This window comes from Saccharopolyspora sp. SCSIO 74807, assembly GCF_037023755.1.
Classification (GTDB): domain Bacteria; phylum Actinomycetota; class Actinomycetes; order Mycobacteriales; family Pseudonocardiaceae; genus Saccharopolyspora_C; species Saccharopolyspora_C galaxeae.
Window position 1 is genome coordinate 6,148,101 of record NZ_CP146100.1, and the last position, 18,243, is coordinate 6,166,343.

General features: G+C 69.9%; 18 protein-coding genes and 2 pseudogenes. 10 read left to right on the forward strand and 10 right to left on the reverse strand.

The window, feature by feature from the left end:
- Nucleotides 1-10 precede the first annotated feature (10 nt).
- The 3 genes from glpX to pqqA (V1457_RS28130) form a co-directional block, all read right to left on the reverse strand.
- Entirely contained in the window at nucleotides 11-994 is a 984-nt protein-coding gene (gene glpX / locus V1457_RS28120) for a class II fructose-bisphosphatase (RefSeq protein ID WP_338598056.1), read from the reverse strand.
- Nucleotides 995-1,118: 124 nt separating this feature from the next.
- A complete protein-coding gene (gene hxlB / locus V1457_RS28125; RefSeq protein WP_338598057.1) occupies nucleotides 1,119-1,652 on the reverse strand; it encodes a 6-phospho-3-hexuloisomerase in 534 nt (177 codons plus the stop codon).
- Between the two features lie 395 nt (nucleotides 1,653-2,047).
- Entirely contained in the window at nucleotides 2,048-2,143 is a 96-nt protein-coding gene (gene pqqA, locus V1457_RS28130) for a pyrroloquinoline quinone precursor peptide PqqA (protein ID WP_200071826.1), read from the reverse strand.
- A 690-nt stretch (nucleotides 2,144-2,833) separates the two neighbouring features.
- Between pqqA (V1457_RS28130) and hxlA the strand changes: the two genes are divergently transcribed.
- The 5 genes from hxlA to V1457_RS28155 all read left to right on the forward strand — a co-directional run bounded on the left by hxlA (nucleotide 2,834) and on the right by V1457_RS28155 (nucleotide 7,469).
- Nucleotides 2,834-3,460, forward strand: coding sequence for a 3-hexulose-6-phosphate synthase (gene hxlA, locus V1457_RS28135; protein WP_200071827.1), 627 nt, complete (start codon nucleotides 2,834-2,836; stop codon nucleotides 3,458-3,460).
- 220 nt (nucleotides 3,461-3,680) lie between these two features.
- The gene (gene rpe, locus V1457_RS28140) at nucleotides 3,681-4,412 is read left to right on the forward strand and encodes a ribulose-phosphate 3-epimerase (RefSeq protein ID WP_295149855.1); all 732 of its coding nucleotides are present in this window, start codon (nucleotides 3,681-3,683) and stop codon (nucleotides 4,410-4,412) included.
- A gap of 65 nt (nucleotides 4,413-4,477) precedes the next feature.
- Complete coding sequence (locus tag V1457_RS28145) at nucleotides 4,478-4,726, forward strand: hypothetical protein (protein WP_295149854.1); 249 nt, start codon at nucleotides 4,478-4,480, stop codon at nucleotides 4,724-4,726.
- A gap of 75 nt (nucleotides 4,727-4,801) precedes the next feature.
- Nucleotides 4,802-6,919, forward strand: a complete 2,118-nt coding sequence (gene tkt, locus V1457_RS28150) for a transketolase (protein WP_338598061.1) — start codon at nucleotides 4,802-4,804, stop codon at nucleotides 6,917-6,919.
- Nucleotides 6,920-6,980: 61 nt separating this feature from the next.
- A complete protein-coding gene (locus tag V1457_RS28155) occupies nucleotides 6,981-7,469 on the forward strand; it encodes a ribose-5-phosphate isomerase (RefSeq protein ID WP_200071831.1) in 489 nt (162 codons plus the stop codon).
- 93 nt (nucleotides 7,470-7,562) lie between these two features.
- On the opposite strand, the gene V1457_RS28160 is transcribed toward V1457_RS28155, so the two are convergent.
- From V1457_RS28160 to pqqA (V1457_RS30705), 6 genes are all read right to left on the reverse strand, one after another.
- On the reverse strand, nucleotides 7,563-8,213 hold the full coding sequence (locus tag V1457_RS28160) for a GPR1/FUN34/YaaH family transporter (RefSeq protein ID WP_295146540.1): 651 nt from the start codon (nucleotides 8,211-8,213) through the stop codon (nucleotides 7,563-7,565).
- A gap of 437 nt (nucleotides 8,214-8,650) precedes the next feature.
- Nucleotides 8,651-9,724 (reverse strand): pyrroloquinoline quinone biosynthesis protein PqqE, encoded by a 1,074-nt coding sequence (pqqE, locus tag V1457_RS28165; protein WP_338598062.1) that lies wholly within the window; start codon nucleotides 9,722-9,724, stop codon nucleotides 8,651-8,653.
- Entirely contained in the window at nucleotides 9,721-9,984 is a 264-nt protein-coding gene (gene pqqD, locus V1457_RS28170; protein WP_200071833.1) for a pyrroloquinoline quinone biosynthesis peptide chaperone PqqD, read from the reverse strand. Before pqqD ends, pqqE begins: the two co-directional genes overlap by 4 nt.
- Nucleotides 9,984-10,679: a pyrroloquinoline-quinone synthase PqqC gene (gene pqqC, locus V1457_RS28175; protein WP_200071834.1), complete on the reverse strand. Its 696-nt coding sequence runs from the start codon at nucleotides 10,677-10,679 to the stop codon at nucleotides 9,984-9,986. Before pqqC ends, pqqD begins: the two co-directional genes overlap by 1 nt.
- A complete protein-coding gene (pqqB, locus tag V1457_RS28180; RefSeq protein ID WP_295146550.1) occupies nucleotides 10,676-11,563 on the reverse strand; it encodes a pyrroloquinoline quinone biosynthesis protein PqqB in 888 nt (295 codons plus the stop codon). Before pqqB ends, pqqC begins: the two co-directional genes overlap by 4 nt.
- A gap of 3 nt (nucleotides 11,564-11,566) precedes the next feature.
- Nucleotides 11,567-11,641, reverse strand: a complete 75-nt coding sequence (pqqA, locus tag V1457_RS30705) for a pyrroloquinoline quinone precursor peptide PqqA (RefSeq protein WP_367269045.1) — start codon at nucleotides 11,639-11,641, stop codon at nucleotides 11,567-11,569.
- A 99-nt stretch (nucleotides 11,642-11,740) separates the two neighbouring features.
- On the opposite strand from pqqA (V1457_RS30705), the pseudogene V1457_RS30710 reads away from it, so the two are divergent.
- The 5 genes and pseudogenes from V1457_RS30710 to V1457_RS28200 form a co-directional block, all read left to right on the forward strand.
- Nucleotides 11,741-11,878 (forward strand): annotated as a pseudogene (locus V1457_RS30710) (hypothetical protein); the annotation flags it as partial.
- Nucleotides 11,879-12,007: a hypothetical protein gene (locus V1457_RS30715; RefSeq protein ID WP_407074801.1), complete on the forward strand. Its 129-nt coding sequence runs from the start codon at nucleotides 11,879-11,881 to the stop codon at nucleotides 12,005-12,007. It begins immediately after the preceding pseudogene.
- Nucleotides 12,008-12,420: 413 nt separating this feature from the next.
- On the forward strand, nucleotides 12,421-12,618 hold the full coding sequence (locus V1457_RS28190) for a hypothetical protein (protein ID WP_338598065.1): 198 nt from the start codon (nucleotides 12,421-12,423) through the stop codon (nucleotides 12,616-12,618).
- A 193-nt stretch (nucleotides 12,619-12,811) separates the two neighbouring features.
- Complete coding sequence (locus V1457_RS28195) at nucleotides 12,812-13,201, forward strand: hypothetical protein (RefSeq protein WP_338598066.1); 390 nt, start codon at nucleotides 12,812-12,814, stop codon at nucleotides 13,199-13,201.
- Nucleotides 13,192-17,163, forward strand: a complete 3,972-nt coding sequence (locus V1457_RS28200; RefSeq protein ID WP_338598067.1) for an HAD-IC family P-type ATPase — start codon at nucleotides 13,192-13,194, stop codon at nucleotides 17,161-17,163. The genes V1457_RS28195 and V1457_RS28200 overlap by 10 nt, the downstream gene beginning before the upstream one ends.
- Nucleotides 17,164-17,988: 825 nt before the next feature.
- Here the strand turns inward: V1457_RS28200 and V1457_RS28205 are convergent.
- Nucleotides 17,989-18,174 (reverse strand): annotated as a pseudogene (locus tag V1457_RS28205) (hypothetical protein); the annotation flags it as partial.
- Nucleotides 18,175-18,243 lie beyond the last annotated feature (69 nt).

Sequence of the window (18,243 nt, forward strand, 5' to 3'; positions counted from 1 at the left end):
GCACGTGCCGTCAAGACGTCGGCCGGGGCATGGCGCCGAAGGTGGTGTGCACGACGCGGCGCACCTCGCCGCTGGAGATGAGCAGGGAATCCGCGAGCACCGTGCCCCCGGATTCCCGTGGCTCGTTCAGCAGCGCTCCTCCGGTTACGCCGGTGGCCGCGAACAGCGCTTCGCCGCCGACGAGCTCGTCGCGGGTGTAGATGCGGGCGAGGTCCATGCCCGCCGCGCGGAGGGCATCGGCCTCCGCTTCGCGCTGCGGGGCCAGGCGGCCGAGCATGTCGCCGCCCAGGGCGCGCACCGCCGCCGCGGTCATCACGCCCTCCGGCGTGCCCCCGACGCCGAGGAGCAGGTCGGCGGAGCCGGACGGGAGCAGCACCTCGAGGCTGCCGCCGACGTCGCCTTCCGCCGGGGCGTGCACGGCAGCGCCCGCCTCCAGCACCCGCTTGATCAGCTCCTGGTGGCGGGGCTTGTCCATGATGACCACGCGCAGCTCGCCGACGTGCTTGCCGAGCGCCCCGGCGACCTTGCGCAGGGTGCGCTCCGGGGTGTCGGCGAGATCGACGACGCCGTTGGCCTGCGGCGGCACCACGATCTTGTCCATGTAGAAGCCGGGCCCCGGCGAGAACATGGTCCCGGATTCGGCGAACGCGATGGTGGCCATCGAGCCAGGCAGGTTCTTCGCGCAGAACGACGTGCCCTCGAGCGGGTCCACGGCGATGTCGAAGTCCGGACCCGCACCGCTGCCCACGGTCTCGCCGTTGAACAGCATCGGGGCCTCGTCCTTCTCGCCTTCCCCGATGACCACCGCGCCCCGGCCCGGAGCATCGGCCAGCACTTGGCGCATGGCCTCGGTGGCCGCCGCGTCGGCAGCCTTCTTGTCGTTGCGACCGGCCCAGGCGTGGCTGGCCACCGCCGCGCTGCGGGTGGCGGTCAGGGCCACCGACTCCAGCGTGCTGATGCCGGTGCGCGGTGCGGTCTCGTGCTGGCGCTGCATCGCGGACTCCTTGCTCGTCGTTGCCTCGGTACGGAGGAGGGACCGGCGAAAACCGGCGCGCCGGGCGATCGGACATCGCCCGCGCGCCACGCGGAGCGAATGCGCTGCCGGCGGAATCCGCCGGTCACTCGAGATTCGCGTGCAGCCGCCACAGCTCGCGGGCCTGGGTGCCGCTGGAGCGCCACAGGGCGTGGAACAGCGCGTCGGTCAGCAGCAGCACCGACTGCTCGAACAGGCTGCCCGCGTACTGGGCGGAGGTCGTCCCGTCGAAGTCCTTCTTGTCGGCCGCCGGGATGACCAGCGTCTCGGTCGCGGTCTGGGCCAGCGCCGAGCCGGGATCGGTCGTCAGCGCCACCACGTTCGCGCCCTGCTCGCGCGCGGTCTCGGCCGCCCGCACCACCCGCGCCGTCGAGCCCGAGCCGGAGGCGGCCACCAGGACGTCACCGGAGCCGATCGCCCGCGCGGTGGTCTCACCCACGACGTGGGTGTCCAGCCCGAGGTGCATGAAGCGCATCGCGGCCATCTGCAACGCCAGGCCGCTGCGCCCGGTGCCGACGGTGAACACCGCGCGCGCCGTGAGCAGCAGTGCACCGGCACGTGCCCACGCCGCGGGCTGGACGCCCCTGCGGATCTGGTCCACCTCGGTGCTGATGGCCATGGTCGCGTAATTGAAATGCGGCGGATTCAGCTTTTCGCCGATATTCTCGTGAGCGGTGTCCGCACCCGTCATTGAGCACACTCCACTGGTCGGTCGGATGTATTCGTCGGTTCAGTGCGCGAGCGCCGAGCAGCGGCGCCGGGCTGCACTTTCCTGGACCCCGCCGGGTTCCGGATCGCGACCCGGACGAATCCCGCTACGAGAGACTGCACGGATCTGTACGTCTGGTCAACGCGGCCGACACGAAGAGAAGGCAGACTCGCACGAACGGTTTCGGGGACCGATCAAACGGGAACCGCAGGAATCCCGCGCCCGTTGCGGCGACACCGCGGGCACCGGGAATCCGGTGCCCGCGGTCGCCGCGTTACCGCCCGGCCGTCGACCGGCGGGCGGGCTCAGTCCTCGGCCTGGGCGACGTACATGGTCACCTCGGCCGCGCACCCGATCTCGACGAACCGGGGCGTTTCCCACTGCGGGGCAACGGGCTCCATGGCTACACCTCCTTTCGGAAGATCTGCGGGCAAGGCCCTGACCAGCCCCAGGGGTTTCCGGAACGATCGGTGCCCCGGCGGCGATGCGAACCACCGGTACCGAGGCCGAGAGCCGCTGCGCCTCCCGGCGCGATGCCGACCGGCTGTTCCCGAAAAGAATGGGCCGCTTCGCGAACAGCGGTGACCGCCGGGTCACGCGGCTGGGCGGGGCCGAAATCCCGAACTCGCCGATCGCGTTTCGATCGGGTCGATATTCGACTGCTCCACGAGGGCCGGTCCCGCCTTCCGGGAACACCCGGCCGATCAGGAGCGCCAGTCATCGTACGTCGGCGCGCATCCGGATCGCAACACCATTCTGCGGCGTTCCCCGAAATACCATTTGGAGGTTCGTCCGCGCCGTCCGTGCTGCCGCGGCTGCCATTCGTTCGGCCGCGGTTGACTAGACGTACAGATCCGTGCAGTGTCACAGGCCGTTGCCCGTTCGCACTCCGACGCGGAATCCGCGGAGAACCGGAACGAGCAGCCGGAAGGATTCGAGGAACGGCGGCACGACGTCGTGATCCACCCACCATTCTGCCCGGAATCGGGAAAGCCGGATGCGGCGGACCGCATCGCGCGCCGCGTGGTGGATCCCGGCGCAGGACCACCCGCGCCCGAAACCGCAACGCCACCACTGACGAGGAGAGCACCGTGAAGCTGCAGGTAGCACTGGACGTCGCCACCCTCGGCGACGCGCTTTCGCTGGCGCACCAGGCCGAGGACTACGTCGACGTCCTCGAGCTGGGCACCCCGCTGATCAAGGCCGAAGGCCTGTCCGCGATCACGGCGATCAAGGCCGCGCACCCGAACAAGCTCGTTTTCGCCGACATGAAGACCGCCGACGCCGGCGAGCTGGAGGCCGACCTCGCGTTCTCCGCGGGCGCGGACCTGGTGACCGTCATGGGCGCGGCCGACGACGACACCGTGCGCGGGGCCGTCGCCGCCGGTGAGAAGCACGGCAAGGACGTGGTCGCCGACATGATCACCATCGTTGCGGACCGGGTCGCCCGGATCCGCGAGGTCTCGAAGCTGGGCGTGTCCTTCGTCGAGATCCACGCGGGTCTCGACGAGCAGGCCAAACCCGGCTACACGATCGAGACGCTGCTCGCGGACGGCCGCCAGGCCGGCGTCCCGTTCTCGATCGCCGGTGGCGTCACCGCCGAGACCATCGCCGCAGTGCAGGACGCCGGGGCGACCGTCGCGGTGGCCGGCGGTGCGATCCGCAGCGCGGCGGACCCGGCCGCAGCCGCCAAGGCCCTCAAGAGCCGGATCCGCTGACCGGACGCAGCAAGTTCGCGGGTGGCAGGGGCCGGATCGTTCTTCGGGGCCCCTGCCACCACATCACCCCTGCCACCACATCACCGCTGCCATCGCCGCTCCGGCAGGGACGACCGAAAACCGGTTCGGGCGATCTCCGGCGACCGGGTGGATTCGCCTCCACCGATCTCCGCGGGACGCGGACACGAGTGGACCGCACAAGTGATCGGAGGATCGCTCGATGGTTGATCAGCCAGGAACGACCTCGCGGCATTCCGCGGCGAGGTGGTCGCCGGCCGAACCGGTGATCGTGGGTTCGGTCCTGGGCGCCGACTACGCGCAGCTCGGCGAGGAGGTCGCGAGCCTCACCAACGCGGGAGTCGGCCGCATCCAGTGGGACGTCATGGACCGGCGCTTCGTGCCCAACATGACGTTCGGGCCGGACGTGGTCGCGGCCTGCCGGAAGTACAGCGACCTGCCGTTCGAGGCCCACCTCATGGTGCAGGACCCGGACCCGATGCTGGCCGACTTCGTCGCGGCCGGTTGCGAGACCGTCATCGTGCACGCCGAGACCTGCCCGCACCTGCTGCGGACGCTCGCAGCGATCCGCGAGCTCGGGGCGCAGGCCGGTGTGGCGGTCAACCCGTCCACCCCGCTCGGCTTCGTCCGCCACGTGCTCGACCACCTCGACGAGATCGTGATCATGACCGTCAACCCGGGCTTCGGCGGGCAGCGCTACATCCCCGCGATGGAGGAGAAGGTCTCCGAGATGCGGGCGCTGGTGGACGGCTCCGGGCGCGCGGTGCAGATCGAGGTGGACGGCGGGATCTCCACCGCCACCGCCAAGGCGGCCTGGTGCGCGGGTGCCGAACTCCTCGTCGCGGGCTCCGCCGTCCTCTCCCACCCGGGCGGGAAGCAGAAAGCGGTGGCCGAGTTGCACCGCGCCATGGCGCCGCCACCGCCCGAACAGTGATCACGAGCGGCATCCGCCGAAGGAATTCCGTGCGAGGAAGGGGAAATACCGTGGAGCGCAACAAGATGGCACTGCAGCAAGCGCAATCCTCCTTGCTGCTGGATGCAGCTGCGGTGCTGCGGCGGCGATACGTGCGCGGCGGCCGCGACGACAGCGTGTCCCCCGCAGCGGCGGAAGGGCTGTCCAACTTCCTCGAAGGAATCGCCCGCTCCGAGCCCGCGCTGCACCAGGCCGACCTGAACGAGGCGATCGCCCTGGCACACCGCCTGATCGACGACGACCACCCCGAACACTCGCGGCTGTGGCCCGCCTAGCGCGCCGCCGCGTCCCACTTCCGCAAGTTCGCACGAAGCACCGCGAGCAACCACGAGCGTCAGGAGTGCGCGTCCATGACCGCGATCGAAGCCAACCGTCGCGTGCGCGACGACATCACCCGCTTGACGACAGCCGCCGTCCCCGCCGACTGGACCGACCTGGACGTGCGGGCGATCGACACCGCCCGCGTGCTGGCCGCCGACGCGGTGCAGCAGTGCGGAAGCGGCCACCCGGGCACCGCGATGAGCCTGGCGCCGACCGCTTACGCGCTGTTCCAGCACGTCATGCGGCACGACCCGAACGACCCGAGCTGGCTCGGCCGGGACCGGTTCGTGCTCTCGGCGGGCCACTCGAGCCTGACCCTGTACGTGCAGCTGTTCCTGGCCGGGTACGGCTTGGCGATCGACGACATCAAGGCGCTGCGCACCTGGGGTTCGCGAACCCCAGGGCACCCCGAGTACGGGCACACCAGCGGCGTCGAGACCACGACCGGCCCGCTGGGCCAGGGCCTGGCCAACGCCGTGGGCATGGCGATGGCCGCCCGCCGCGAGCGGGGCCTGCTGGACCCCGAGGCCGCCCCCGGCGAAAGCCCGTTCGACCACCAGATCTACGTGATCGCCTCCGACGGCGACATCGAGGAAGGCGTGACCTCCGAGGCCTCCTCGCTCGCCGGCACCCAGCAGCTCGGCAACCTCACGGTGATCTACGACGCCAACGAGATCTCCATCGAGGACGACACCAAGATCGCCCTGTCCGAGGACACCGCCAAGCGCTACGAAGCCTACGGCTGGCACGTGATCACCGTCGACGGCGGCGAGCGCATCACCGACCTGCTCGAGGCGCTCCAGACCGCCCGGGCGGAGACCGAACGGCCGTCGATGATCGTGCTGCGCACCGTCATCGGCTACCCGGCACCGAACAAGATGAACTCCGGCAAGGCGCACGGCGCCGCGCTGGGAACCGAGGAGCTGGCCGAGGTCAAGAAGCTGCTGGGCTTCGAACCCGAGCGGTCTTTCCAGGTCGACGACGGGGTCCTGGACCACACCCGAGCCGTCGGCGAGCGCGGCCGTGCCGCCCGCGCGAAGTGGCAGGTCGCCTTCGACGCGTGGGCCGAGGCCAACCCGCGGCGCAAGGCGCTGCTGGACCGGATGCAGGCGCGCGAGCTGCCGCCCGGATGGGCCGAGGAGCTGCCGAGCTGGGAGCCCGCCGAGAAGGGCGTCGCGACCCGCAAAGCATCGGCCGAGGTCCTGGCGCACCTCGCCGACGTGCTGCCGGAGTTGTGGGGCGGCTCCGCCGACCTCGCGGAGAGCAACAACACCACGATGAAAGGCGCGGAATCGTTCGGCCCGGAGAGCATCTCCACCGGCACCTGGAGCGCCAACCCCTACGGCCGGACGCTGCACTTCGGCATCCGCGAGCACGCGATGGGCTCGATCCTCAACGGCATCGCGCTGCACGGCGGCACCCGCCCCTACGGCGGCACGTTCCTGATCTTCAGCGACTACATGCGGCCCGCGGTGCGGCTGGCGGCGCTGATGCACCAGCCGGTGATCTACGTCTGGACGCACGACTCGATCGGCCTCGGCGAGGACGGCCCGACGCACCAGCCGGTCGAGCACCTGTCCAGCCTGCGTGCGATCCCGGGCCTGGCGATCGCGCGGCCTGCCGACGCCAACGAGACCGCCGCGGCGTGGAAGGCCGCGCTGGAGCGTTCCGACGGCCCGACCGGGCTGGCGCTGACCCGCCAGGGAGTGCCGACCCTCGAGGGCACGGACCCGGAAGGGGTGTCCCGCGGCGGCTACGTGCTCGCCGAAGCTTCGTCCGGCGAGCCCGCGGTGGTGCTGATCGCGACCGGGTCGGAGGTGCAGCTGGCCGTGGCTGCCAAGAAAGTCCTCGAATCCGAGGGCGAGGCGACCCGCGTGGTGTCCATGCCGTGCGTGGAGTGGTTCGACGCGCAGGACGAGTCCTACCGCCGCGCGGTGCTGCCCCCGGCGGTGCGCGCGCGGGTCGTCGTCGAGGCCGGGATCGCGCAGTGCTGGCACCGCTTCGCCGGTGCGGCGGGAGAGATCGTCTCGCTGGAGCGCTTCGGCGCCTCGGCCGATCACCAGACGCTGTTCACCGAGTTCGGCTTCACCGCCGAGGCGGTCGCCGAGGCTGCTCGGCGCGCGCTGCGCACCACTCGGTCGAGCTGACGCCCGGGCCCCGCACGAGCGGGGCCACCACAGTCGTCCAACACAGCGGAGGATCGATTCCGTGCACGTCTACCTAGGCTCCGATCACGCCGGGTTCGAACTCAAGAACCACATCGCCGAGCGATTGGCCGCACTCGGCCACGAGGTCACCGACGTCGGACCGACCGCCTTCGACGCCGAGGACGACTACCCGCCGTTCTGCGTCGAGGCGGCGCGGCGGGTGGTCGCCCACCAGGGCAGCCTCGGCATCGTCATCGGCGGTTCCGGCAACGGCGAGCAGCTCGCCGCGAACAAGGTTCCCGGGGCCCGGGCCGCGCTGACCTGGAGCGTGCAGATCGCCGAGTTGTCCCGCAAGCACAACGACGCGCTGCTGGCGGGCATCGGTGCCCGGATGCACACGGTCGAGGAGGCCGAGCGCATCGTGGACGCGTTCTTGGGCACCGCGTTCGAGGGCGGCCGCCACCGGCGCAGGATCGACCAGCTGGCGGACTACGAGCGTTCCGGCGAGCCACCTGCGCTGCCGGGCGGCCGACCGGCCCGCGACCACTGAGGAATCCGCGGCGGAAGTTCGACCGACGCGCAGGAGCGCGGAGGCGGTGCGAGACCGCCTCCGCGCTTCTCGGGTTTCTCGCGCTTCCCTGGCTCAGCCGTTCAGGACCGGACCGCCCAGCGGCAGCCCGCGCCCGCCGGTCGCCACCGACATCCCGTGGAGGAACAGGTAGCAGCCCAGCGCGGCGAAGGTGAAGACCACGTACCCGCCGACGGCCTGCAATCCCGCGGACCCCTGCACCGTCGCGATCAGCACGACGACGAGCGCCGTGGTGATCAGCCCGAACAGCAAGGGATACGCGGCCGGCAGGCGCAGCGACGCCAGCGCCAGGAGCCCCACCGTGATCGCCCACGAGGTCAAGAACAGCGCCTGGGTGGCGGTCGCGGCTCCAGCTGGGACTCCGAACCATTCGTGGGTCGAGCCGAGCACGAGAAGGCCGTAGCTCGACCAGAACCCGCTGAAGATGCCGAAAATGGACGCGACCGCGCTCTGGCCGAGCGCGGCCGCCCAAATCGCGGCCACGGTCTGGCCGATTCCGGTGGCGGCCAGGATGATCGCCACCGGGGCGCCGACCGCCTCGGCGGGCACGAATCCGACGAGGGTCATGCCGAGGGCGATCGAACCGACGATGAACGTGGGAACGCCGATGAGCGCGGGGTCACCGGACAACGGCCCGGAAACCGGCTCGGATTCCTCGTTCGAGTGGCTGGCTTGCGCTGCCGTGGCAGCTTCCGATGTGGTCACAATCCGCTCCTTCGCGGTGTTCGGCGCATGCTTCGCGCCGTCCGGATCGAATCCGGCGCCATGCCGGATTTTCGAGTGGACGACGGTTTTCCGGGCGGAGTCGCCGGTGCGGATTCCGAAGAGTTCCGAGCGGGCGCGGCACATCGAGAATGCCACTGGCTCGTGCCGAGGACAACGAGTTGCGAACGAGTGGAAGCCGATTCCCCACGAAGGGCCGGACCCAGCTGCCGAACGGCTGCACCGGGCACCTTCCCGGTTCTAGCCGCGGTCCGCGACGAAGTCCGGCCTTTCCAACGAGATGTCCGCGTGTTTCGACGAGACGTCCTCGCGCGCGCCGTGCAGAACCACTTCCGGGAGCTGAAGAATTCGGCCCGGCTTCCGGGGCAGCGGTTGCACGCCTGAACGCTGCCGGGAAGCGCAGTTCACACCAGCACGCACTACCTCCGGAAGACCGGTTCCGATGCCGGAGCGTTGCCGTTGGCGCGCTCCACGGCCTCGGAGATCAGGTGGTGGTCCGGCGAGTGCACGCACACCGGATCGGTGCGCGCGGCGTCCCCGGTGAGCGCGAACGCCTGGCAGCGGCAGCCCCCGAAGTCGATTTCCTTGCGCGCGCAGCTGCGGCACGGATCGGGCATCCAGTCGGTGCCCCGGAACGCTTGGAACGCGGCCGATTCCGTCCAGATCCATTCCAGCGCGGCGGCTCGCACCGAGGGGAATTCGAGGCTGTCGATGTCGGCGGCCACCGGGCACGGATACGCCATCCCGTCCGGGGCGACGGTGAAGCTGGAATGCGCCCACCCGCCCATGCACGGCTTCGGGTACCGCTCGTAGTAGTCCGGCAGGATCCACAGCAGCTCCATGCGGTCGGCCAGCTCCTCCTTGCGGCGCCGGTAGACCTGCTCGCCGTTGGTCAGCTGCTCCCGGCTGGGCATCAGCACCTCGCGGTTGCGCAGCCCCCAGCCGTAGTACTGGGTGTTGGCCAGTTCGAGGCGCTCGGCACCCCATGAGTCGCAGACGTCGATGATCGAATCCAGGCGGTCGAGGTTGAGCCGGTGCAGCACGACGTTCATGTTCAGCGGCAGCCCGCTGTCGCGGATGATGCCCGCCGCCTCCGCCTTCTTGTCGAACCGCTTGCTGTCCGCGATCAGCGCGGTGGACTCCGGGTTGTCGCCCTGGATGCTCAGTTGCGCGCTGTCGAGGCCGGCGGCGACCAGGCCCTTCGCCCGGCGCTCGGTGAGCCCGAGTCCGCTGGTGATCAGGTTGGTGTAGAGCTCGCAGCGGTCCGCCTCGGCGATCAGCTCCTCCAGGTCGTTGCGCAGCAGCGGCTCGCCGCCGGAGAAGTGCACCTGCAGCACGCCGAGCTCGGCGGCTTCCCGGAGCACCCGCAGCCAGTCCTCGGTGCCCAGTTCTTCCTCGCGCGGCCGCAGCGCCACCGGGTTCGAGCAGTACAGGCAGTGCAGCGGGCACTTGTGGGTAAGCTCGGCCAGCAAGCCGTAGGGCGCGTCGATCATGTTTTCACCCAGCCCTTTTCGCGCGCTTCGCGCAGGAAGCCCAGCACGTCGTCGGATAGCCCGTCGGTCTCGAAGTCGGCTTCCAGCTTCGCGGTGATCTCGGCGGCGGTGCGGGTGCCGTCGCACAGCCGCAGGATCGCGGCGCTGGAGGTGTTGAGCTGCACCACCCGCTCGGGCAGCAGCAGCATGTCCCCGCCGCGGACCTTGTCGAAGCGCAGCCTGGCCTTCGGCACCAGGTGCGGTTTGCCGCCGGGGTCCATCACGAGTCCTTGCCGAACGTCAGCTGCACCGTGTCCAGCAGTGTCCACAGCACGTCGCACTTGAACTCCAGCGCCTGCACGCACGCCTCCTGCTGCGCGCGCGTGGTCGCGTTGTCGCGCACCAGTTCCAGCAGATGCGCGATGTCGGCGGGCTGCTGGGTCAACCGGGTGCGGAAGTACTCCAGGCCCGCGGGGGCGATCCACGGGTAGTGCTCGCGCACGTCGGTGATGCGGCGGCTGAGCAGGTCCGGGGCGAACAGCTCGGTCAGCGCCGAGGCGACCGCCTCCAGCCACGGCCGGTCGCGGCAGAACTCCACGTAGGCGTCCACCGCGAAGCGCACCCCGGGCAGCACCGTGCGGGTGTCGTGCAGCTCCTCGCGGGTGAGCCCGACCGCCTCGCCGAGCCGCACCCAGCGCTCGATGCCGCCCTCGTTGCCCGATGTGCCGTCGTGGTCGGTGATCCGCTTGATCCACCGCCTGCGATGCTGCGAGCCCGGCAGCTTGGTGAGGACGTAGGCATCCTTGATCGGCAGGTTGAGCTGGTAGTAGAAGCGGTTGCGCACCCAGCCGCGGAACTCCTGCTCGGTCAGGTCGCCGGCGTGCATCCGCTCGTTGAACGGGTGCAGGTGGTGGTAGCGCCGCTCGCCGACCTCCCGCAGCTCGTCCTCGAAGTCCGCAGCGGACAACGGCGTCATAGCTCGACCTCCAAACCGGCGTGCCCGACCTCGATGCCCTGCCGCTGCAACCTGCGGCGTTGCGCGGATGCCTCGTCGAGGATCGGGTTGGTGTTGTTGACGTGGACGTAGATCTTGCGGCCGGGCAGCTCGGCGAGCTTCCGCGCGGACCCGTCGGGACCGTCCACCGGCATGTGCCCCATGGACGATCCCGGCTGCCGACCGGTGCCCTGGCGCGACATCTCGTCGTCGGTGTGGAAGGTGCCGTCGCAGAACACGCAGTCGGCGTCGGCGACCTGCGCGGCGAATGCGTCGTCCCAGCGGGGCACCGTCGGGGCGTACACCGCCGTGCCGCCGGTCGCGGTGTCCTCCAGCCGGTAGCCCACCTCCCAGTTCGGGCGGTCCGAGGCGCCCACGTAGCGCGGCGGTTTGCCACCGGTGCGGAACGCGGTGGCGCGCAGGCGCTCGTCCAGCTCGATCGGCTCGCCCGGCTCCACCGGCCGCCAGTCGATCTCGGCGTAATCGCTGAGCAGGTCCCGCACCGGGAACCGCGTTTCGAGCGCTCCGAGCACCTCGGGCGTGCCGTGCACGACGAGGTCCGCGCCCTCGCGCAGCACGAGCAGGCCGATGGTGTGGTCGAACTCGGCGTCGGTGAGCAGCACCCCGGACACCGGGGTGTCCCGCGGCCCGGGTCCGGGATGCAGGTTGGGGTCGGCGGCGATCTGGTGGTGCACGTCGGGGGTGGCGTTGAGCAGGAACCATCGCCTCCCCGTGGCGGAGACCGCGAGACCTGCGTGCGTCGTGGCCCGTTCGGGCCGTTCGCGGGCCGCGCGGCAGCCGCCGCAGGCGCAGTTCCACTGGGGGTAACCGCCGCCTGCGGCGACTCCTAGACAACGCAGCAGCACGGCTCAGCGCCGGTGGAAGTAGCCGGTCGCCTCGGCGCAGACATCGATCACGGTGTATTCGGGCTTTTCCCAGGTCATGCCATCCTCCTAGAACAACGGGACGGCTTCGAGCCTCCGCGATCGGTGGTTGCGGTGACAACACATCGGCAACCAGCGGAACCCGATCCCCGATCAGAGGTGCATTTGCGGGGACGAGCGGCTGGGCGTGCAGGCGCCACACTTCTCGACGGCCCCGAACGCCCCACCGCGATCTTCGCTGTCAACGACAACACCGCCATCGGCACCCTCGCCGCCGCGCACCGCCGGGGACTTCGCGTGCCATTCGACCAGATCGCTCGCGGCGCGCTGGACCTGCTGCTGAGCTCGGACGTCGCCGAACCCCGCACCATCACCACCACACCGGCGCTGATCCCGCGCGCTTCGACCACCGCACCCGCGGCCTGACTCGCGGTCACGTGCAATGGCTGCATGCTCGCGCTGCCGAACATGCAGACGAACCATTGCCCAGGCTTTCCCTTCGGTCGCGCCCGGCCCTACGACTTCCGCACGCTGGCCGCCAGCCTCATCTGCTGGCGCCGACTTCCCGACCAAATACGTTAGGAGCTCTTGGCCGTCACCGTTCGAGAAGAATGGGAGGGCGCGCTTAGCTCCGGGGATTCGCGGGTACTGCCAGGCAGCGGGCAGGACGACGACGGTGCCGGCAGGACGCCTGCTCGGCGTTGATGGGGGTTGGGATGAGCAGTCCACAGCAGCGGACCGGACAGGCAGCGAACACGCGCCGATCCGACCGGTCCGCGGAGCAGCAGGGACATGCTTCCGCGGCGGCCACGACAGCGGCCGGGAAGAATTCACTCAATGTGGATCTGCCGTGCGTCGGTGCGGTCGAATTGCCGCCACCGAACCAATTGGCGTTCATCGGCGGCTTAGCCGTTCTGATCGGAGTCGGACTGATGGAGTGGCCGGTGGGACTCGCGCTGGGTGTGGGCCACGTGCTTGCGACCAGCCACCACAACAAGCTTCTGCAAGACTTCGGCGATGCGCTCGAAGAAGCCTGACCCGTGATCCGCACGGGCACGTCGCCCCGTTGTGCACCGCGGTGGATGTTTTTCGACGTATGCCGGCATTTCATTCCGGCCGGCCGAAGGAGCAACGGTGGACACGTCCGGAACCACGATCAGCGCCGCCGCGGCACTGCGAACGGTGGCAAACGAAGCCAGCGAACGCCATGCAGCCGACCTGGGTTGGTGAGTGAGTCTCGTGCTCGGTCTTGTGCAGGGGTGGTTCGAGCAGGCGACGGCAACGCTGCGCACCGCGGCGGAGGCTAGCCCCACCCGGACGAGTTGGTCGCAGGACGGGAGCACCTGCGTCGCATTGCAGGGCATCGCAGATCCGGACAAGGCGGAGCTGGTCGAGCAGGTGGCCGACCGCCTGCGAGCGTTGGCCGGGGTCCGCTGGGTGGAGGTCAACGCCGCTTTGGGCTGCCTGGTGGTCGGCCACGACGAGGCCGTGATCGAAGCCGCCGAGCTGGTGTCCGAAGTGGACGACTCGGTGGAACTGGTCGGGTTGACCGGGTATTTCGCCGAAACCAGCGTTGCGCATCCGGCCAGTCCGGGCGAACCTTGGGACACGTGGCAGTGATCGGCGCAAACCTGACGGGTCTGGGCTACGCCGCGGTAGCCCGAGCATTGCCGGTGCCGTCATTGCCCAAGTCCGTGCCCGCACTGCTGAGCACCGCGGGCGCGACACCGAAGATCTGGGACGTGGTGCAGTCACGGTTGGGTTCGGCGGCCACGGATCTCCTGTTCGGGGTTGGTAGCGCCGTCGCTCACACATTCGCGCAGGAACCGACGAGTTTGCTCATGGAAGCGGGCCTGCGGCTGTCCGCGCTGCGCGAAACGCAGTCGTCGCAACGGAGTTGGGAACGCTGGCAGGAGGAGTTCGCTCAGGATCCGCAGCGCTACCGGTGCGCTGCCGAACCGCTGCCACCTCGGCCGGTGGCGCTGCCCGCGGGCCCTGTCGAACGAACCGGCGACGTGTCGGCCGCGGCCGCACCTGCCGGTTTCGCGAGCGCGTTGGGGTTGAGCGGAAATCTGGCACGGGCAGAAGGCTTCCTGGTGGCCGCGACACCCCGCGCGGCGGGGATGGGCAGAGAAGCGTTCGCCACCCAGCTCGGCCACGCACTGGCTGAGCGCGACATCTTCGCCCTCGACCCGGGCGCGCTGCGCAGACTCGACCGGATCGACACCGTGGTGGTCGACGCCGACGCACTGCTGACCGGTCATCGAATAGTGCACGACGTGATTGCGCTGGACGAGGACTCGGACGCGGTTGAGCTGTGGCAGCAAGCGAACGAGCTCGTCGTCCGCGGTCGGCGAGAGCTCGCCGAAAACGACGATCAGCGACGGGACTGGACGATCGAAGCGTGGGGCACGCGGTCCAGGTGGCCGGCCGGTCTGCGTGATCGCTTGAGCGAAGCGGCCGATACCGGCGCGCGGATTTGCATGCTCCGGCGCGGTGCGACGCAGGCCGCGGTGGTCGTGATCGTCGATGAGCTGGAGCCGCTGGTCGATCAGCTGCTCGCTGCCGCCCGAGCGGCCGGTTCGCTCGTGCTCGCCGGTGGCGGGCGCCGGTTGGGGGCACGGCTCGGCGTCGAGCAGGTTGTCGCCGGCGGATCGCGGCTGGCGGGGTCGGTGCGCGCGTTGCAGGCCCAAGGCGCCGGCGTGGCCCTCGTTTCGGCGCGCGGGTACGCGGGCCTGACCGCCGCCGACATCGGGCTCGGGGCAGTCACCCGCGACAAACCGGCGCCATGGGGCGCGCACATCTTCTGCCGCCCCGGCCTGGGCGGTTGCTGCGTGGTGCTTCGGCTGTTGCACGAGGCGCACCAGGCCAGTCTTCGTTGTTCCAGGATCTCCGCAGGCGCCTCGCTCGCGGGCGGCGTGCTGGTGATGCTCGGACCGGCCGGAACCAGCCAGCAGCGCGCAGGCATTCCGGTCACGGTTGCTGCTGCCATGGCATTGGGCATGGGCACGCTGTGGGGTTTTCAGGCCGGGCAGCGCCCGGTTCCACGTGCCGCTTCGCGCACCGCTTGGCACAGCATGTCGCCGGCCCAAGCACTCAAAATGCTCGGAAGTTCAGCAGCGGGCTTGGGCGCGGACGAGATCTCACGCCGCTTCGAAGACCAGCAGCAGGTCGGTGGCCGACCGGTCGGCCTGCTCGGCGCAACTCTGTCCGAACTGGACAGCCCCCTGACTCCGGCACTGGCCGGTGGCGCGGGCATTTCCGCGAGCATCGGAGCCCTCACCGACGCCGCTGTGATCGGGGCGGTGCTGTGCATGAACGCGCTGCTCGGCGGCGTGCAACGGGTCCGGGCGGACCGCGCGCTGAGCAGGCTGATGGAATCCAGCGCCGTATCGGTCACCGCGATCCGGGACGGCGGGCAACAACAGGTCGTCTCGGACGAGCTCGTGGTCGGCGACATCATCGAACTCGTCGCGGGCGACTCGGTACCGGCCGACTGCCGGGTGCTCGAGGCCGATGGTCTGCAAGTCGACGAATCCAGCCTCACCGGCGAGTCCCAGCTGGTCGACAAGGACGCGCGCGCGACACCCGCGGTCGCGCTGGCCGACCGCACCAGCATGATCTACCAGGGCACAGCGGTCGCCGCCGGACGCGCGCTGGGGCTGGTCGTGGCGACCGGGCCGGACACCGAAGCCAAGCGGACGCTCAGCGCCGAGGATGCGCAACCGCGTGCGGGAGGCGTGGCGGCGCGGCTGAACTCGCTGGCCAAGAGCACGACGCCGCTGTGCATCGGCGCCGGAGGTTTGTTGCTGGCGGTGGATCTGGTGCGCAACCAGCCGGTCGGCACCGCCGTCGGACGCGCGGTCAGCCTCGCCGTCGCAGCCGTGCCGGAGGGCCTCCCCTTCGTGGCCACCATGGCCGAGCTGGCCGCCGCGCAACGACTGTCGCGCCGAGGCGCGCTCGTGCACGACTCCGCGACCATCGAAGCGCTGGGGCGGGCCCAAGTGCTCTGCTTCGACAAGACCGGCACGCTCACCGAGGGACGCATCTCGTTGCGGCGCGTCTCCGACAGCACCAGCAGCGCACCGCTGGACGAACTCGACGACTCGCAGCGGCGCGTGGTGGGCGCCGCGTTGCGCGCGAGCCCCTCCACGGCCGACGCCGCAGACCTGGCGCACCCCACCGATCAGGCGGTCGTCGAGGGCGCGGAGAAGATCGGCGTCAAGGCCACCGAAGGACTAGCCGGCTGGCACCGGCGAGAGGAGCTCCCGTTCGAGCCCTCCCGCTCCTACCACGCCGTTCTCGGCAGCGCGGGCAGCCGCGGACAGTTCGTCACCGTCAAAGGCGCTCCCGAGATCGTCCTCGAGCGATGCACGCACCGGCGCACCGAGGACACCGCGACCGAGCTCGACGAGAACGACCGGACCGCGCTCATCGAAGAAATGGACCGCTGGGCGCAACGGGGCTACCGCGTGCTGGCCGTGGCCGAGCGCGCCGCCTCCGACCGCAGCGACCTCGACGACGAGCGGATCCGCGGCCTGCAGCTGGTCGGCGTGCTCGCGCTGGCCGACACCGTGCGCCCGACCGCAGCCGCCTCGGTCGCACAACTGCAGCACGCGGGAATCCACATCGCCATGGTGACCGGCGACCATCCCAGCACCGCCGATGCCATCGCCGACGAACTGGGCGTGCTCAACGGGAACCGAGTACTGACCGGCCCCGATCTCGACGAACTCGATGACGAGCAATTGTCCGGGATCGTCCGCAACGTGGCGGCTTTCGCGCGGGTCACGCCCGAGCAGAAAGCCCGGATCGTGCGCGCCTATCAGGACAACGGTCTGGTCACTGCTGTGACCGGCGACGGCGCCAACGACGCGCCGGCGATCCGGCTGGCCGACATCGGACTCGCGCTCGGCAAGCACGCCACCCCGGCAGCCCGAGAAGCCGCCGACGTGGTGATCACCGACGACCGCATCGAGACCATCCTCGACGCCGTCGTCGAAGGCCGATCGATGTGGATCTCCGTCCGGGACGCACTGGCGATTCTGCTGGGCGGCAACCTGGGCGAGATCGGCTACAGCGTGATCACCGGGTTGATCAGCCCCAGCGGGGGCATCAACGCGCGGCAGCTCCTGCTGGTCAACGTGCTCACCGACGTACTCCCCTCGATGGCCATCGCGGTGCGGCCACCACCGGAGATCACGGCCGAAATGCTGCTCGCCGAAGGACCGGAATCGTCACTGGGTACCGCGTTGACCCACGACATCTACCGGCGCGGGACGATCACCGCGGCCGCGGCGAGCGCGGCATGGTTCGCTGGCCGCGCGAGCGGCACCGCCCGGCACGCCGCCACAGTCGCGCTGGTGGCACTGATCGGCGCACAGCTCGGCCAAACCTTGGCGCTACGAGGTCGAACCCCCCTCGTAGCCGCCGCGGCACTCGCGTCCATGGCAGCCTTGGCCCTCGCCGTGCAGACCCCGGGCGTCAGCACCTTCTTCGGTTCCACTCCACTGTGGCCACACGGCTGGGCCATCGCGCTAGCGTCCGCCACCGCGGCCACCCTCGCCAGTGTCGTGATTTAGCACCGCGCAACGAAGGGGATCGGCGCAGGCTACTGGCGTCGGCCACGCGATCACCGTGGTTTGACTCATCTGCTTCCCCGGCGCCCTCATCGAGACTTCCTTTTAGCTTCTCGACCAACAACGTGATGTTCAGCCCGACAGCCAGCGCACCGACCGCAGCGATCAACACGATCGTCCACATCGGACTCATTTTTCCTCGCATCCCACAGGTGTATTTGAAGTTTTCATGGCGGCTGGCCGCGCCCGATCTCCGAGGCCGACGACTTGCGGGGCCGCCACTTTGAGCTGCGGTGTGTCAACAAGACCGCCACTGCGCAGCGCTGCCGCACCGATCCGCACCAGGTCGTACGTGCCGACCAGGACGCACAACACGACCGGCGACACAGCGACCAGCGCGGATCTTCACTGGTGCTGACCGGATGTCCAGGACCGGTATCGGCGGAAAGACGAACTGGCCAACAACACTGGCCGCCATCAACAAACCGGTGACCGATCCCCTCCCCCGCGCCACGAACCGCCGGTTCGCCACCGTCGAGGCGAAGGCCATCGCCATCGATCCGGTGCCGAGCCCCCGGTCACCGTGATGACCCGCCACGCCTGATGCATGCGTGGCGTGATCGTCCGGCCTACCGCTTTCTGCCATGCCTCGACCATGTCGATTCCCGGCAGCACTGCACCAGTGGCTGGACGGACAGCATTCGCAAAGATCGAGCCATTCGCGCCCGCCGACCTCGCACCAGTCCCACCGTTTCGTCGAGCGTCCACTCCGCGCCCAGGGGTGAGAGGCGGAAGGGCCTTGCCGGCCGACCGGACGGCCCGAATGCCGTCGATGATTTCCACGAGCAGCCGCGAGCGGTTCTCGAACGATCCGCCGTAGTGGTCGACGCGGTGGTCGGACAGCAAGGTGCGGATCAGGTAGCCGTGCGCTGCCTGCACCCCAGGCGCGTCGGGCGCCACTTTCCGTTGACTGGGGCATCTGGCTGCGGCTAATGTCATGCTGCCATATGACATACCGTATCACAATGCGGCACACGAGATCTGGTGGTGGCGTTGCACAGGACAACGGCGACGCGTGAGGTC

What these genes read in the sequence shown, in the direction of transcription:
- pqqD (WP_200071833.1), bottom strand. Translation starts at nt 9,984, where the DNA reads ATGGACCCCGGCGGCAAACCGCACCTGGTGCCGAAGGCCAGGCTGCGC.
- rpe (WP_295149855.1), top strand. Translation starts at nt 3,681, where the DNA reads ATGGTTGATCAGCCAGGAACGACCTCGCGGCATTCCGCGGCGAGGTGG.
- glpX (WP_338598056.1), bottom strand. Translation starts at nt 994, where the DNA reads ATGCAGCGCCAGCACGAGACCGCACCGCGCACCGGCATCAGCACGCTG.
- V1457_RS28145 (WP_295149854.1), top strand. Translation starts at nt 4,478, where the DNA reads ATGGCACTGCAGCAAGCGCAATCCTCCTTGCTGCTGGATGCAGCTGCG.
- pqqE (WP_338598062.1), bottom strand. Translation starts at nt 9,724, where the DNA reads ATGATCGACGCGCCCTACGGCTTGCTGGCCGAGCTTACCCACAAGTGC.
- hxlB (WP_338598057.1), bottom strand. Translation starts at nt 1,652, where the DNA reads ATGGCCATCAGCACCGAGGTGGACCAGATCCGCAGGGGCGTCCAGCCC.
- pqqC (WP_200071834.1), bottom strand. Translation starts at nt 10,679, where the DNA reads ATGACGCCGTTGTCCGCTGCGGACTTCGAGGACGAGCTGCGGGAGGTC.
- pqqA (WP_200071826.1), bottom strand. Translation starts at nt 2,143, where the DNA reads ATGGAGCCCGTTGCCCCGCAGTGGGAAACGCCCCGGTTCGTCGAGATC.
- tkt (WP_338598061.1), top strand. Translation starts at nt 4,802, where the DNA reads ATGACCGCGATCGAAGCCAACCGTCGCGTGCGCGACGACATCACCCGC.